Genomic DNA, 15,227 nt, shown 5'->3' with positions numbered 1-15,227 from the left:
TGCTCCCAGTCTGTTAGGGGAACCCCTGCAGATGCAGTGAATGAGCAGAGGGAGATGGCCATTACATAACAAAGCATTCTGGTGCTGGATACCATGACAGAGAACTCCGAAAACGTAACTAAAGATGAAAGCCAAATGAAGTTTGTTAAAAGCTGATCATTAATGAAGCAGCTCTCCACCGACTTTAATCGGTGGTTGCATTCCATGCCTCACAGTGAGTAGCGTCACATTTTAAGCCAACTCTGTTTTTTACAACGCCTTTATAAATTTGTTTTCCAGCATAGGGATTAAAAACAGTGACATTAGTACCCCCTGCTGCACCCAAACGTTCAGCAAATGCATCAGCTGTGCCTGGTGCTATCCCGTACCCTATATCCTTCTGGCTAGAAAGAGCAAAAATCACATTCATATAGCTATTCTTGGACATGTTGTAGAAAGGGAGGCAAGAGATCTGCTCTTGATGATCTTGTACATCTAACTCTTTACAATATTCCTCACCACTTGCCGGGACATCAGTTTCTGCAAAGAGATTATCCAATTCGCCATTTCCGAGCCTGTCAATTGATAAAGGCATTTGCTCGTAGTCTGTTAGGGGAACCCCTGCAGATGCAGTGAATGAGCAGAGGGAGATGGCCATTACATAACAAAGCATTCTGGTGCTGGATACCATGACAGAGAACTCCGAAAACGTGAATAAAGATGAAAACCGAATGTAGTTTGTTAAAAGCTGATCAGTAATGAAGCAGCCCTCACCACCGACTTTAATCGGAGGTTGAATTCCATGCCTCACAGTGGGTAGCATCGCATTTTAAGCCCACTCTGTTTTTTACAGCTCCGTTATAAATTTGTTTTCCAGAAGTGTGATTAACAATAGTGACATTGGCATCCGCCGTCGAATCCCATTGCTGTCTCCAGCCTTGGGCTGTGTTTGGGGGTATCGCATACGTTCGATGCCCGCAGGACAGATTAACAGTCAATTCCATATAGCTATTCTTGGACATGTTGTAGAAGGGGAAACAAGATTTATACATATGATGGCCTGGTACATCATAATGTTTACAATATTCCGCCCCGCTTTTTGGGGCATCAGCTTGGGCAAAGAGATTATCCCATTCACCATCATTTTCGAGCCTGAAAAAATATGAAGGCATTTGCTCACAGTCGGTTAGGGGAACCCCTGCAGATGCAGTGAATGAGCAGAGGGAGATGAGCGTTACATAACAAAGAGTTCTGACACTGGACACCATGACAGAGAATTCCAAAAACGTGACTGATGAAACCCGAACGAAGTTTGGTAAAAGCCGCTCTGTTCACCAATATTATTTTAGCTTAAGCATATTATATGCTGCTATAAGCCTACCAACACCCTACACACACATATAAACGGCACTGTTCATTAATGAAGTGGTTGTATCTAATGACCAGCCATTTTCTCTATCAAGCGTGCTTGTGTCAGAATGAATGCAGTTGCTTAAATCCCGACGGTATACACCCGACAGTCCAGGCTCTAAATACAAAAAACTGAACCTGCAGGCAAAGGTTTTTCTGGTATCTATCCTTGATCACCAGTCTTTCCCAAAAGCTGCAAGATAATGACTACCAGAAATACACGTTATAAGCCGTCTGCCAGGCTTTACTCTCGTCGTCAGTTCAACCAAAACCTGCTGTCCACATCTGGATTACTTGCTGCAGGAATGGCTCCTGGGCTTCACGCGACCTGCAATACATCTACACTACGCAAACGCATAGTCATTGTTGGTGGAGGCAGCAGCGGGATATTTATCGCCTGGCTGCTCAGCGGTACCCATGATGTCACCCTGCTGGAAAAAAAACCAAATCTGGGTGGTCAGGTCACTACAATTCCCATTACCACCGGGGGATTTACCTTCCCGGTTGATATCGGTGCTCAATACTGCTGCCCTGGTGCTTACCCTAACTATTTTCGTCTGCTTGAGGCTGTTGGTATTGAAGAAAAAGACAAGTTCAGGTTTTTCCTTGATTTCGCTATACAGCAGGCAGGCCAGCCAGCCACTTTCCATACCCCAACCTGGCATCACCTGATCAATCCATTGAATTTCAAAAACGATGAATACCTCTGGGCTCTGCTCCAGTTCACCTATAAGTGCTACGAAATGACCAGAAGCCCGACAAACCCTGGGCTCAATATCAGCCAGTGGCTGGCAACAACTGGTATTAGCCGTCAGGCACAGAGAGATCTTATTCTTCCGGTTATAGCTTCAGTAGGAGGAGGGTGTCTGGACACAATCGGCCAGGAGGATGCCCATACATTGATTACCTACATAGGCCACCTGCTGCCGGCAGCTTTTCTCGGACATATGGTGCTTTTCCAGTATGGCATGGGGGGAATTCTGGAAAGAGTCCGTAAACAGTCAAATTGTCACTTTGAAACAAATGCTGTCGTTTCGGCAATCAACAGAACGGGGGCGCACTGGATTATTCACACAACAGCCGGAGGACAGTACATTGCCGATGACATTATTATTTCTACGAGCCCGCGAGATACAACCGCAATTCACGGAATACCCAAAACTGTTCTGACGCATCTGGGCAACGTAAATTACGTCTGCACCCCAACGGTAATCCATAGTGATACCAGCCTGATGCCTCCATCTCGAAAGGAGTGGGCTTTTACCAGTCTGCAGAAGAATCATTTTGACCAGAAAATAGCTGTGACCTTCTGGCTGGGGAAGTTACCTCTCTACTCCCAGTACAATCCAAACCTTCTCAAAACATTAGTCACAGCCGGGGCAAGCATCAGCATCTCTGAAAAGAAAATCTTCAAAAGCGTGGATTTCCACCATGTTATTTATACCCCAAAAACCATGGCTGCCCGGCAGGGACTGAAGCATTATCAGGGTACAGACAATATGTGGTTTTGTCATAGCGTCATGGCGGGGTATACATCTCAGGAATCAGCACTGAACAGTGCTCTGGACATCGCACGACAATTAGCACCTGATGCTTATCGTTTAAGCTATTTTCCAACAGAGTATACAGAACAATGCCGCTACTCGGTGAGCGACACTGAATTTGCTTGAGGACTATTGATGGTCCCTGGCGATGTCCATGGCAATAGTCCTCGGTTAATTAACCCATCGAAGCAGTGAGTTGATCCCTGCGACCAACAAACCGGTAGAAGCGGGGGTTCTGCTCATCAATCACAAACAGATCGCCGGTTCCCTGGAAACCATCATGATTGCCTTCTTCATCCTGCTCGTCACCACTGGGGTAATAGCGATCAAACAGTGAAGGGCCTTTGACAAACAGTTCACCAGGGCAGCCGGGAGCGGTAATTTCATTACCAGCTTTCGGATCTACCAGGCGGGTGCTGACCATTCGTGACATACGGCTGTTCCAGCCATCCACCTGGTCATCAAAGCGGGGGAACAGCTGCTCACTCCACTGGTTGCAGCGATCTGCAGGAGTCGCCAGCAGGCTGGCACCCTCGCTGGTGCTGTAGCAGTTCAATACTACTACCTGCCCTTCCCGGGCAACGGTTTTGGCAACGTCCGCTTCCAGTGGAGAGAAGCCGGAAATCAGGCAGCGCACATTTTTCAGCCAGTCCCGGTGATCCTTCAGGGATCTGGAGAACTTTGTCATCAGCTCCGGTGGCACACCCAGACAATCAATACGTTCCTGCTGCACCTGTTCAAGAATCTGCTCTGAATTACCGGTCTGATTCAGTACCAGCCGGGCACCCGCCATCAGCCAGTTATACAGAAACGAGCCAATACCGGAAATCTCAGAAAGCGGGAAGGCACACAGCAGATTATCGCCATTACGCAGCCCAGCCCCTTCATAGATAAACGATGCCAGAGCGAACCACTGGTTATGGGTGCGGGGAATAGCCGGATGGTGCTCAACATTTCGCTTCCAGGTAAGGGTAAACACCTCGTTAGGCGACACAGGAAATGTATCCATAATCTGGCCAAGCAGGCGGATATCTTCCGGCATGACCGGACTGTCAAGGGACAGGTTAATCACATCACCGGCAGGGTCAGAGGTAAAGCTGGCAAAATGGCAGGACTCCGGCAACCAGGAGCGGGCCTGTTTCAGTAAATCCCGATGTTGATAGCGACCACCGATATACATGACAGGATTCAGCTGAAGAGCCATTTCCGCAAGGCTTGCAGAGTGCTGATCTACAGACATGGGGCACAGCAGCGCGCCAATACGGGCAATCGCAAGGTGGAGAACAACTGTTTCAACAGTATTGGGAAGCTGAGTAACCACCACCTGATCTTTTTTCAGACCGGCGGCCAGCAGCTTTGCGCTGACATCCCTGACCGCGACGAACAGATCACTGTAGGTCAGGCGGCGACAACTGCCGTCTGTGAAAGATTCCCGGTCAGGAGGGTCCACCAGGGCCAGACGCCCGGGATGAATGGCAACTGTACGTCGAAACAGACTCTCCAGGGATTCTTCTCCCCAAAACCCCCTACGCACATAAAATTCAATCGATTCACGGCTGCTGGTTTGCATAACCCGGGTACTTTTCTATTTCATTTTTTGTAAACAGACTACTCGTCCAGACTAGCTATTCGTACGCTGAACATCAACAGCAAACTACGGTAAGTACTTATTCAAACCTGACACTTTCCTGCATTCTTTTCTGTCAGAACAGCTTTACGGCTTCTGACGTTTACGATGTTGCTGGATAAGATCATAAGCGGCCTGGATTTCCTGGGTTTTCTTCTTGGCTACTTCCATCATTTCTTCCGGCAGACCTTTGGCCACAAGTTTATCCGGATGGTGTTCGCTCATCAGCTTGCGCCAGGCCCGTTTTACATCCCGATCACTTGCATCGCTGGACACCCCCAGGGTGGCATAGGCTTCCTTCAACTCATCACGACTGGAAACACTGCCCCAACCCTGCTGCTGGTAACCCCTCTGCCCGGCATGGCGTGAATAGAAAGAGCGCTGGGCCTGAAAACGCTGGTGCAGAATATCGAAGGTGAAACGGTTAACTCCCAGGTGCCGGCAGATCTCGTGGAGGGTATTCAGCTCTGCCTGGCCGATCTGCCCATCTGCCCAGGCTGCCTGCAACTGAAGCTCAAGAAACATCTGCACCAGGCTGTTGCCTGCGGTCTGGCGGAAGCGCTGCAGAACCTCGCTTACAGGCGCGCCACTCTTCCCTTGGTCAAACAGATGAATGGCCTGCTTTCTCTGCTCAGAACCAAGGCGCATCTCATTCATCAGCGTTGTAGCCAGCTGAATCTCTTCTTCATTGACCCGGCCATCGGCTTTGGCCAGTTTCCCCATGGTCAGAAATGTGGCTTCAAAAAAAGCCGTTTGGGTCTGCTGACGCTGACGACTGCTCTGCCGTCCATAAACGACTCTTGGCCCCTGGTTCTGGTTATCCAGAAAAGCGCCCACTAAGGCTCCCATAATGCCACCAAAAGGGCCGCCAAACAGAAAACCGAGGAATCCAAATAAAACTGTTCTAAACCACATACCCTGCTTATCTCTCAGGTTGTTGTTTCTCTCAAACTGTTGCTTGTCCAAAGCTTTTCTGGCCAAGATCACTTATTACTCAGGCCAACAGGAAAAACGGCCAGTTTATACGCGTCCGGCAGCCAGATCATTATCCAGTGTCTGTAATCTTTCAGGAGTACCCACATCCAGCCAGTATCCCTGAAAATGCTCACCTGTTACCCGTCCTCTGTCTATGGCGGGCCATAATACTGAAACCAGGGGGAACTCTCCGGAGTGGGTGCTGGCAAACAGTTCCGGGCTTAATACACTGACACCGGAAAAAGTCAGATGTTGCCCGACTTCCTTGACAATCCGGTTTCCTTCCAGGGCAAAATCCCCGGATGGATTGTGCTCCGGGTTGTTCACCAGCACCAGATGAGCCTGCGCCTCTTTGGGCAGTGTCAGTCGAGAAAAATCAATATTCGTAAACACATCTCCGTTAACCAGCAAAAAGGGGGCATCACCGATCAGAGGCAGAGCCTGCCGGATTCCACCTCCGGTCTCCAGGGGTTCTGATTCCCTGGACCAGCGAATTTCAATCCCCCAGCGTTCGCCACTGCCAACGGCCTGTTCGAGTTTATCACCCAGCCAGGCGTGGTTGATTACCAGCGTTTTGAAACCTGACTGAACAAGTCTCTCAATATGCCAGACAATCAGCGGTTTGCCACCGGCCGGAATCAAGGGCTTGGGAGTTTCCAATGTGAGCGGGCGCATACGGATGCCTTTGCCGGCCGCGAGAATCATGGCCACCCGGGGTTTTTGCTGCTCCATGGTCATACCCGCAGTTGATAATCCTGCCACCAGCTTTGCTGCTGCAGCCGGGGTTGCACATCCTCATGGAGCCAGCGGGCTACATCATTCAATTCCCGGTAACGCTCACAGACCCATAGCAGGTATGCGAATACCCGGGGAATATCTTTGAGGTATCCCGGCTTGCTGTCCCTTAGCCAGAGTCGGACAAAAATACCCAGCACTTTCACATGGCGCTGGGCACCCATCCAGTCAAACCATTGGTAAAGTTTATCCTGAGAAATATTTTTCAGATGTTTTGAGCCCACGGCATAAGTGTCCAGCCACTGGTAGACCTGCTTCTGGGGCCAGTCGATATAGCAGTCCCTTAGCAGAGAGACAGGGTCATAGGTCACCGGGCCCAGCACTGCGTCCTGAAAATCGATCAGCCCCAGTCCGTCGGACAACATCATGATATTGCGGGAATGGTAATCCCGGTGCACGGGAACAGATGGCTGCTCAAGAGCCGAACCAGCCAGCAGATCAAAGAAGCGCTTTATAAGATTATTCTCATCCTGGCCCAATGTTATGCCAAGGAGCTTTTCCAGACACCAGTCAGGGAAAAGCTGCATCTCCTCGTATAAGCGATTTTCGTCGTATATAGGCAGTATGTAATCGCTGGGAACAGCCGTTTGCTGCAATGCATGGAGCGCATTAAAAGCCGATTGATACAGACGCCCGGCGCTCTCTTCTGTCAGGCCGGAATACAACAGGGTGTCACCAAAATCTTCCAGCAGCATATAGCCGCGGCTTAAATCCACCGAGTGCACAGCGGGGGTTCGAACACCCTGTTCCCGCCAGCTACGGGCTATAGAGACAAAGGGTTTGCAATCCTCATGCTCCGGCGGAGCATCCACAACAATAAAACTGGCATCATTCAGGGTATGGGCACGGAAGTAGCGCCGGAAGCTGGCATCGCCAGAGACGGTTTCCAGCCCCTGCTGGGCCGGCCCGCCACCCAGGGCAGATAATCGTTCTGCGCACCAGTTATCAAGGTCCGTAAAACGGGCATCGGTCACTCCGGAATCCAAAGTCGGCTTGGGAACAGTTTTCAGGTCCATTCTCTGACAATTTTCCAATTCGTGGGCTAGCTTATACTCGTACTCGCGCGTTTGCATTGGGCGTCAGCTCTGCTTTTTGTAGTAACCCCTGCGCTCCGCAGTAAAAAGTAGCGTATATCACCCAAAGATTTAACAGGATGCACAGAATGCCTGCGTCCAGAGGCTCATTCTTTTATAAAATAGCCGCACGCACTTTTATATGAGTATGGTATAGGGGTTCAGCTCCGCAAAACAGGCAAAAATATTCTGTAAGCAGTGTTATATCTACCCGCACTCTGGTGACTGACCCTTATATTGCAGTATCATTCGGTTCTTTTGGCGGGTCCAGGCTCACGCCAGAGCGGTAACTATACCGGTCAGAGCATGACTCAAGATATGAAGTACCCTTGGGGCTTTAATTAAGGTTTTAGCTCGGAGGGAGTCTTGCAGGACGCGACGGGGTCACTAACAGAAGCCGACGGGAAGGCCGGATACACACCGATGGCAAAAAATATTTTTATACTGAAAAACACGCTTCCTCTGGTTATCACCACCGGTTTTCTTGCCGGCTCTCTGGTGACATCAGCCAGTGCGCAAGCCTCGACTCTCGCCGAGAATGCCGAGTGGCAGTGCTTACAAAGCGCTTCCGGGGATGGCTGGCAATGTAACATTATCTCCAGAAAATCCGGGCCTGTTCCCTTTGCCCAAAGAGCTGTAACACCAGCCCCCCGCAAACCCGTGGCAAACATTCCCGTGACTGTTACCGGCCAGACCACGGCCACAGCAAGCGCTGCAGCCGCCACTGCCCAGACAGCTCCAGATGGCGCGGTTGTTTTCGTACTTCCTAGCGCAACCGGCTTGCGTTCTGCCAGTGTTGTCCAGGCTTTCACCACCCTGGACTGGCAGCCTCTGGAAAGGCTGTCCCCTGCCCGCCAGAGCAGCTACCAGGTCAATATCTGTGAAGGTGGATATGTTGAGCCTTCCCGCCCGGGCCTGGACTTTACCGGTAACCTTGATGATGCTCCGATTTTCGCTGAAGCCGACAACTCCAGCTACGAGGAAAACGGCCTGAGCACACTGACCGGCAATGTTGTTGTGCGCCAGGGCTACCGTCAGATTGAGAGTGATATTGCCCACCTTGACCGTAACACCGGTGAAGGTGATTTCAGCGGCAGTGTTGTTGTTCGTGAGCCCAACCTTCTGATAGTCGGTGATAAGGCTGACTTCAATATGGACAGTGGCCGGACGGAGATGACCAACGCAAAGTACATCTTCCATACTGATCGTATCCGGGGCGAAGCCAGTAAAATCCTGCGCCGGGAGAGTGGCATTGTGAGTATGGAAAATGCCAGTTACACCACCTGCGCACCGGGAGACTGCACCTGGCAGCTCAATGGCGAAACAGTGGAGCTGAACCCCATTACCGGTTCTGGTACCGCCACCGATACCACTGTTGACCTGTGGGGTTTACCGGTTTTCTATACCCCCTGGATTACCTTCCCCATAGATGACCGTCGTAAGTCTGGTCTGCTGTTCCCAACCCTATCCTACGACACCGGCGATACCGGCAACGGTCTGGATTACACCCAGCCCATTTACTGGAATATCGCCCCCAATATGGACGCGACCATCACGCCCCGCATTATGACCAGGCGTGGTCTGTTGATTGAGAATGAGTTCCGCTATCTGACTGAGTCCGCCAAAGGTGAAATCGGTGGTGCTTATTCCACTAAAGACAAGCTGAAGAAAAGGAACCTGAATTACGATGACAATCGCTGGTTCTACACCCTCAAGCATGAGCAGCAGCTGACCAAAAACTGGGATTACCGGATCAACTATACCGATGCCAGTGACCGGGAATACTTCGATGATTTCGGCACCAGCCTGGATGTCAAATCCCAAAGCCCCCTCTACAAAGAACTGCACACAACCTACAGGGGTGGTGACAACAGCAATCATCAATACACCGTTGAGCTGGGTACCCAGAAACTCAAAAACATGACCCAGGACGCGGACGATCCCTACAGCAAGGATATCGACTTCAACCTGAATGGCACCTGGGATAACAGCAAAGGGCTGGGCGTTAATTATGTTCTTGATTATACCGACTTCCAGCGTGACAAAGACTGGCAGTACAAAAGGCAGCGCCAGGTTAACGGCAGGGAAGATGTCCACGAAGGTGTCTGGGGCCCGGGTGTCGGAATCAATAACGCTGTAGGCCAGCGACTGTATGCTGAAACCAGTGTCAAATACCGTATTGAAAACAGCTGGTCGTTTATTGAACCGGGCGCGAAGATCCGTTCCGTTCATTATGATCTGGACCGCTTTGACCAGGTATATATCAACAGTACCGGTAAATCCAAAGGCGATGTCACCAAACCAAATACCACAGCTCCCACCTATTATCTGGACAGTGGATTGTTCTTTGAGCGTCCAACCGTTCTCGGTGGCCTGAACTTTACCCAGACCCTGGAACCAAGGGCCAGATACGTTTATACGCCCTACAAGAGCGACCAGGGCCTGAATCCTGTGTTTGATACCAGCGAATCTTCATTTACCTACAATAGCCTGTGGCGGAATGACCGGTTTAACGGCTATGACCGTATCGGCGATACCAATCAGTTGTCCCTGGGTATTACCAGCCGTTTCCTGGAAGACAACGGCTTTGAGCGTTTCCGCTTCGGTATTGGGCAGATCTTTTACTTTGAAAACCGCAAGACGCTGATTGATCCGCTTCAGGTCGATGAAGACAACCCGGACAACAACGTCGACGAAGCCAAAAAGCGTCTATTGAAAGAAAACAAAGCGTCCACATCGCCTCTGGCCACCCAGCTTGTGTGGAATGTCCGTGAAGATCTGCGTTTAACCCAGGACTGGGTGTATAACACCAGCCAAAGTCACAACCAGGAATACGGCCTGGGTATGCAGTACCGCCCCAGGGCTGGAAGCGTGATCAACGCCCGTTACCGCTACCGGGATCAGGTTGACCGCGCGGAGAAATACAAGGATGGGCCGAACAAAGGCAATAATACTGGTCGTTACGTAAACGGCAACCTGGAAGAAGCTGATTTCAGTATCGTCTGGCCCGTAACCTATAAGTGGAGTCTTATGGGTCGTTATACCTACGACATTACCAATAAACGTCATATGGAACGGACATTCGGTATTGAACGGGACGATTGCTGTTATATGATGCGTGTCATGTATCGGAACTGGATTGATCCGAACGACGACATTGATACAGCCAAAGTCGATAAAGGCATTTTCTTTGAATTCGTTCTCAAAGGACTAGGTAATGCCACCAGCAGTAAAGTGGAAGCATTCCTGAACGACATAAGCGGTTACAGCAGCCGCAAGGATATATAAGACGACATTATGACTAGCATAATGAAAAGCTTTCGAGCCATCTTTCAAACAACCCTGCTGACCGCTGCCACCACCCTGGCAGCAACGGGCATAGTAGCTGTTGCTCCCGCTGCAGCCAAAGTTATTCCCTTGGATCGTGTGGTCGCGATTGTCGATAACGACGTAATTATGGAAAGTGAGCTGGACAACCGCCTGAAGTCTGTGCGCATGCAGCTTCAAGAACGCCATACAGCTCTTCCTCCGGAACATGTACTGAAACAACAGGTGCTCGAACGCCTGATTATTGAAAATCTTCAGCTGCAGATAGCCGACAGAGCCGGTGCCCGCATTGATGACAACTCTCTCAATCAGGCCATCCGCAGCATTGCCGAACGCAACGGCATGACCCTGGAGCAGTTCCGCACGGCACTGACAGAGGACGGCATGACATACGCTGAAGCCAGGGAACAGATTCGTCGGGAAATGCTGATCAGCCGTGTGCGTCAGCGTAAGGTGATGGAACGTATACAGGTTACCGATCGGGAAGTCGAAAACTTCCGTAAATCCGCCGAGGGCCGGGCGCAGTTGTCAGTGGATTACCGTCTGGGCCACATTCTGGTCTCCCTGCCGGAAGGGGCTTCCCCAAAACAGATTCAGGCGGCCAGTGACACGGCTGAAGAAATTTACGCAGCTCTGGAAAAAGGTGCGGACTTTGCTCAGATCGCCGTCTCCCGTTCCCAGGGGCAGAACGCCCTGGAAGGTGGAGACCTTGGCTGGCGTAAAGCGGACCAGCTGCCCTCCCTGTTCGCGGAAGTGGCTGTTGGCCTGAAGAAAGGTGAAATTTCCCGCCCGATTCGCAGCCCCAGTGGTTTTCATATTATCAAGCTGACAGACAGCCGCGGGGATGAAAAAATGTACCAGGAGCAGGTGAAAGCCCGTCACATCCTGATCAAGCCCAACGAAGTCCGCAGCGACCTGGAAGCCCAGGAGCTGGCCCGCAGTCTCTATGGCCGTATTGAAGCGGGAGCTGATTTCGCCGAGCTGGCAAAAGCCTACTCCGACGACCCGGGCTCTGCCCTGAATGGGGGTGACCTTGGCTGGGCCAACCCAACGGACATGGTGCCGGCCTTTCGCGAAAAAATGCTCTCCGAGCCTGCCAATGTAGCTACCAAGCCTTTCCGCAGCAATTTTGGCTGGCACATTATGGAAGTAATGGGTAAACGACAGCAGGACATCAGCACCCAGGTTCGGGACGCCCGTATTCGTGAAATTATTGGTCAGCGTAAGTTCGCGGAAGAACTTCAGGTGTGGCTGAGAGAACTCCGTGATCAGGCGTTTGTAGAAACCAAACTGTAGGATTGTAGTTTCGATGTCCTCACATCAGATACCCCGGCTTGTTATCACCTCGGGCGAGCCGGCGGGTATTGGTCCTGACCTTTGTCTGATGCAGGCGTCACACCCCCGTGACGCCCAGCTTATTACACTGGCAGACCCGGCTTTGCTGAAGAGCCGTTCCAGACAGCTCGGTATAGACGTCAGTATAAAAACATTCAGCCCGGAGATGCCCCGTCGACCGAACAAAGCCGGTGAGCTGATTGTTGACCCGGCCAGCCTTCGGGAACAGGTAACACCCGGACATCTGGACAGCCGCAATGCCTCTTATGTGCTGGATACCTTGTCCATGGCCGTAACCGGCTGCCAGAAGAAAATATTTGACGGGATTGTCACCGCCCCCGTTCATAAGGGCGTTATCAACGAAGCGGGCCTTCCCTTCTCCGGCCATACGGAGCTTCTGGCTGAACTTACGGATACGCCCCGTGTCGTTATGATGCTGGCCACGGAAGGGCTGCGGGTAGCACTTGTCACCACTCACCTGCCCCTGGCCAAAATTCCGGAATCAATTACCCCGGAATTACTGGAAGACGTTATTACCATACTCCATGGTGATTTACGCTCTCATTTTGGCCTGAAAAATCCCCGTATTCTTGTCTGCGGCCTGAATCCCCACGCCGGGGAGAACGGCCATATGGGTCGGGAAGAAATAAATATTATTGAACCCACACTCAATCGTTTAAGAAAACAGGGGCTTTCGCTGACCGGCCCCCTGCCCGCGGATACGATTTTCAACCCAGCTAAACTGGAACAGTCGGATGTTGTACTGGCGATGTACCATGATCAGGGTCTGCCAGTGCTGAAGTACAAAGGTTTTGGTGAAGCCGTGAATATCACCCTTGGTTTGCCTATAATTCGCACCTCTGTCGATCATGGTACTGCCCTGGAACTGGCGGGTACCGGCCTTGCCCATGCGGGCAGCCTGAATACAGCCATCGACTATGCACTGGATATGATACAGACCAGAAACTGCAGCGAGTCGTAACCTGCGGTATTCTGAATTCTCGGCAACGTACCACTTATCCCCGTTTAACCCTTTATGAGCGCAACCACTATCGATTCCGCTATTCCCCACAAAGCCCGTAAACGCTTTGGACAGAACTTTCTCCATGATCCGGCGGTGATAAACCGGATCATTCGCGCCATTGCTCCCAGGAACACCCAGCATCTTGTGGAAATTGGGCCTGGTCAGGGCGCACTGACCAACCAGCTGCAGGCTAACGCAGGAAAGCTTGATGTCATTGAGCTGGACAGAGACCTTATCCCCTGGCTGAAACTGCATTTTGGTCTGAATGAGAACTTCACCATTCACGAAGCGGATGCCCTGAACTTTGATTTTACCAGCCTGCGGGAAGGTGATGAGCAGCTGCGCATTGTCGGCAACCTGCCTTATAATATTTCCACGCCACTTATTTTCCATCTGGTCTCCTACGCCGATATCGTGCAGGACATGCACTTTATGCTCCAGAGGGAAGTAGTTGACCGTCTTGCGGCTGGTCCGGGCGAAAAAAACTATGGACGCCTCAGCATTATGGTGCAGTACCACTGCAAAGTGGACTTTATCTTTCCAGTTGGTCCGGGAGCATTTAATCCGCCCCCCAAGGTGGATTCTGCCATCGTGCGCCTGACGCCTCACAAAGAGCTACCCCACCCCTGCAAGGATCATGGCCTACTGGGCAGGGTGGTCAAGGCGGCTTTCTCCATGCGCAGAAAAACCCTGCGTAACTGTCTGAAGGGAATGATCTCCGGAAATGAATTGGAACAGCTGGGTATTGACCCGTCTCTGCGCCCGGAACGATTAACCCTTGAGTCTTACGTCAGGATTGCGGATTATCTGGCGGTAAAACAGCAATAAATAAAAACCGGAAAAGGCGAACAGTTGGATACCCAGACACCCCACCCTGAGCATTCTTCCAGCCATGGTGTAGAAGTCAGCGTTAAAACAGAGTTTCTTCCTGAACAGCACCCCTATGCTTTCGCTTACCACATTACCATTACCAACAATGGCAAAGGCGGCGCGAAGCTATTGTCCCGGCACTGGTATATTAATGATGGGGATGGCAAGCAGCAGGAAGTCCAGGGAGAAGGTGTTGTTGGTAAACAGCCTTATATCGCTTCCGGTAACAGCTACACTTACAGCAGCGGCTGTATTCTTGCCACTCCGGTGGGCTGCATGCATGGAAGCTACAGGATGCAGGACGATAACGGAGACCTGTTTGATGTTGTCATTCCCCTGTTCAGCCTCAGGGTGCCCGGCGCAGTTAACTAAAAACGCAGCATACTAATCAAAACCAGATTCAATCATTCATGACAACATACGCCGTTAGCGATATTCAGGGGTGTTACAGCGCACTGCGCAGGCTTCTGGACAGTATCGCCTTTGATGAGCAAAAGGACCAGCTCTGGGTTGCTGGAGATCTTGTCAATCGCGGGCCGGAATCCCTGGCCACCCTGCGTTACCTGAAAAGTCTTGGAGACAGATGTGTTGCCGTACTTGGCAACCATGACCTGCATCTGCTGGCGATTGATGCCGGCGTACGCTTCCCCAAACGGGGCGATACCATCGACGATATTCTCAAAGCTCCGGATCGGGAAGAACTGATCGACTGGCTGCGTTTTCGTCCCCTGGTTTACTCTGATGAGAAAAAAAACTGCCTGATGGTTCATGCCGGGGTTCCTCCCATGTGGACAGAACAGAAAATCCTTAAACGGGCCGCAGAACTTGAAGCCGTTCTCCGGGGGGGCGGCAGCCTTGATTTCTTCCGCAATATGTACGGTGACCTTCCTGCCGGATGGAGCAAAGAACTTGATGACATGGAACGCCTGCGGATGATCGCTAACTATTTCACCCGTATGCGCTTCTGTAATGCAGCAGGTGATCTGGAATTTACCAGCAAGGGCGAAATACCGCCAAGGGGATTTGCTCCCTGGTTCCTGCATGATCACCGCCGCACAAAAGATACCACCGTTATTTTCGGCCACTGGGCTGCTCTTGAGGGCCGGGTATTCAAACCCGGATACGAAGCGCTGGACACTGGTTGCGTCTGGGGCGGGTCTTTAACTGCGATGCGTGTCAAAGATCGAAAACGCTTTTCTGTAGACGCTGATGGGTAATAACCAGTAAGATTCCGAAGACAACAGGTATCCGATTCATCAGCGGCCGCA

At 51.2% G+C, this 15,227-nt stretch carries 12 protein-coding genes; 7 read left to right on the top strand and 5 right to left on the bottom strand.

The window, feature by feature from the left end; all coding sequences use genetic code 11:
* Nucleotides 1-184 precede the first annotated feature (184 nt).
* Entirely contained in the window at nucleotides 185-574 is a 390-nt protein-coding gene (locus ACY2RQ_RS05635; RefSeq protein ID WP_490111982.1) for a hypothetical protein, read from the bottom strand.
* A 1,018-nt stretch (nucleotides 575-1,592) separates the two neighbouring features.
* Between ACY2RQ_RS05635 and ACY2RQ_RS05630 the strand changes: the two genes are divergently transcribed.
* Nucleotides 1,593-3,059, top strand: a complete 1,467-nt coding sequence (locus ACY2RQ_RS05630; protein WP_490111981.1) for an FAD-dependent oxidoreductase — start codon at nucleotides 1,593-1,595, stop codon at nucleotides 3,057-3,059.
* A gap of 49 nt (nucleotides 3,060-3,108) precedes the next feature.
* Here ACY2RQ_RS05630 and ACY2RQ_RS05625 read toward each other — a convergent pair whose 3' ends face one another.
* From ACY2RQ_RS05625 to ACY2RQ_RS05610, 4 genes are all read right to left on the bottom strand, one after another.
* The gene (locus ACY2RQ_RS05625; RefSeq protein WP_490111980.1) at nucleotides 3,109-4,503 is read right to left on the bottom strand and encodes a class I adenylate-forming enzyme family protein; all 1,395 of its coding nucleotides are present in this window, start codon (nucleotides 4,501-4,503) and stop codon (nucleotides 3,109-3,111) included.
* Between the two features lie 144 nt (nucleotides 4,504-4,647).
* Complete coding sequence (gene djlA / locus ACY2RQ_RS05620; RefSeq protein WP_490111979.1) at nucleotides 4,648-5,475, bottom strand: co-chaperone DjlA; 828 nt, start codon at nucleotides 5,473-5,475, stop codon at nucleotides 4,648-4,650.
* Between the two features lie 105 nt (nucleotides 5,476-5,580).
* A complete protein-coding gene (murU, locus tag ACY2RQ_RS05615) occupies nucleotides 5,581-6,297 on the bottom strand; it encodes an N-acetylmuramate alpha-1-phosphate uridylyltransferase MurU (RefSeq protein ID WP_490111978.1) in 717 nt (238 codons plus the stop codon).
* Nucleotides 6,270-7,346 (bottom strand): aminoglycoside phosphotransferase family protein, encoded by a 1,077-nt coding sequence (locus tag ACY2RQ_RS05610; RefSeq protein WP_490111977.1) that lies wholly within the window; start codon nucleotides 7,344-7,346, stop codon nucleotides 6,270-6,272. Before ACY2RQ_RS05610 ends, murU begins: the two co-directional genes overlap by 28 nt.
* Before the next feature lie 480 nt (nucleotides 7,347-7,826).
* On the opposite strand from ACY2RQ_RS05610, the gene ACY2RQ_RS05605 reads away from it, so the two are divergent.
* The 6 genes from ACY2RQ_RS05605 to ACY2RQ_RS05580 are packed head-to-tail and all read left to right on the top strand — an operon-like array spanning nucleotide 7,827 to nucleotide 15,176.
* A complete protein-coding gene (locus ACY2RQ_RS05605; RefSeq protein WP_490111976.1) occupies nucleotides 7,827-10,691 on the top strand; it encodes an LPS-assembly protein LptD in 2,865 nt (954 codons plus the stop codon).
* Nucleotides 10,692-10,700: 9 nt separating this feature from the next.
* Entirely contained in the window at nucleotides 10,701-12,026 is a 1,326-nt protein-coding gene (locus tag ACY2RQ_RS05600; protein ID WP_490111975.1) for a peptidylprolyl isomerase, read from the top strand.
* 13 nt (nucleotides 12,027-12,039) lie between these two features.
* Nucleotides 12,040-13,047: a 4-hydroxythreonine-4-phosphate dehydrogenase PdxA gene (pdxA, locus tag ACY2RQ_RS05595; protein WP_490111974.1), complete on the top strand. Its 1,008-nt coding sequence runs from the start codon at nucleotides 12,040-12,042 to the stop codon at nucleotides 13,045-13,047.
* A gap of 54 nt (nucleotides 13,048-13,101) precedes the next feature.
* On the top strand, nucleotides 13,102-13,917 hold the full coding sequence (rsmA, locus tag ACY2RQ_RS05590; protein WP_490111973.1) for a 16S rRNA (adenine(1518)-N(6)/adenine(1519)-N(6))-dimethyltransferase RsmA: 816 nt from the start codon (nucleotides 13,102-13,104) through the stop codon (nucleotides 13,915-13,917).
* 24 nt (nucleotides 13,918-13,941) lie between these two features.
* Nucleotides 13,942-14,331, top strand: coding sequence for a Co2+/Mg2+ efflux protein ApaG (apaG, locus tag ACY2RQ_RS05585; protein ID WP_490111972.1), 390 nt, complete (start codon nucleotides 13,942-13,944; stop codon nucleotides 14,329-14,331).
* Nucleotides 14,332-14,369: 38 nt separating this feature from the next.
* A complete protein-coding gene (locus tag ACY2RQ_RS05580) occupies nucleotides 14,370-15,176 on the top strand; it encodes a symmetrical bis(5'-nucleosyl)-tetraphosphatase (RefSeq protein WP_490111971.1) in 807 nt (268 codons plus the stop codon).
* The last annotated feature ends 51 nt before the right edge of the window (nucleotides 15,177-15,227 follow it).

The organism is Parendozoicomonas sp. 209JJ7-1 (genome assembly GCF_058147085.1).
Note: the sequence above shows the minus strand (reverse complement) of the source record. Positions and strands in the feature narration are given on the sequence as shown.

Bases quoted from the DNA above. Each gene is read 5' to 3' on its own strand.
- ACY2RQ_RS05635 (WP_490111982.1), bottom strand. From the start codon at position 574: ATGCCTTTATCAATTGACAGGCTCGGAAATGGCGAATTGGATAATCTC.
- ACY2RQ_RS05580 (WP_490111971.1), top strand. From the start codon at position 14,370: ATGACAACATACGCCGTTAGCGATATTCAGGGGTGTTACAGCGCACTG.
- rsmA (WP_490111973.1), top strand. From the start codon at position 13,102: ATGAGCGCAACCACTATCGATTCCGCTATTCCCCACAAAGCCCGTAAA.
- pdxA (WP_490111974.1), top strand. From the start codon at position 12,040: ATGTCCTCACATCAGATACCCCGGCTTGTTATCACCTCGGGCGAGCCG.
- ACY2RQ_RS05630 (WP_490111981.1), top strand. From the start codon at position 1,593: ATGACTACCAGAAATACACGTTATAAGCCGTCTGCCAGGCTTTACTCT.
- ACY2RQ_RS05605 (WP_490111976.1), top strand. From the start codon at position 7,827: ATGGCAAAAAATATTTTTATACTGAAAAACACGCTTCCTCTGGTTATC.
- ACY2RQ_RS05610 (WP_490111977.1), bottom strand. From the start codon at position 7,346: ATGGACCTGAAAACTGTTCCCAAGCCGACTTTGGATTCCGGAGTGACC.
- ACY2RQ_RS05625 (WP_490111980.1), bottom strand. From the start codon at position 4,503: ATGCAAACCAGCAGCCGTGAATCGATTGAATTTTATGTGCGTAGGGGG.
- ACY2RQ_RS05600 (WP_490111975.1), top strand. From the start codon at position 10,701: ATGACTAGCATAATGAAAAGCTTTCGAGCCATCTTTCAAACAACCCTG.
- djlA (WP_490111979.1), bottom strand. From the start codon at position 5,475: ATGTGGTTTAGAACAGTTTTATTTGGATTCCTCGGTTTTCTGTTTGGC.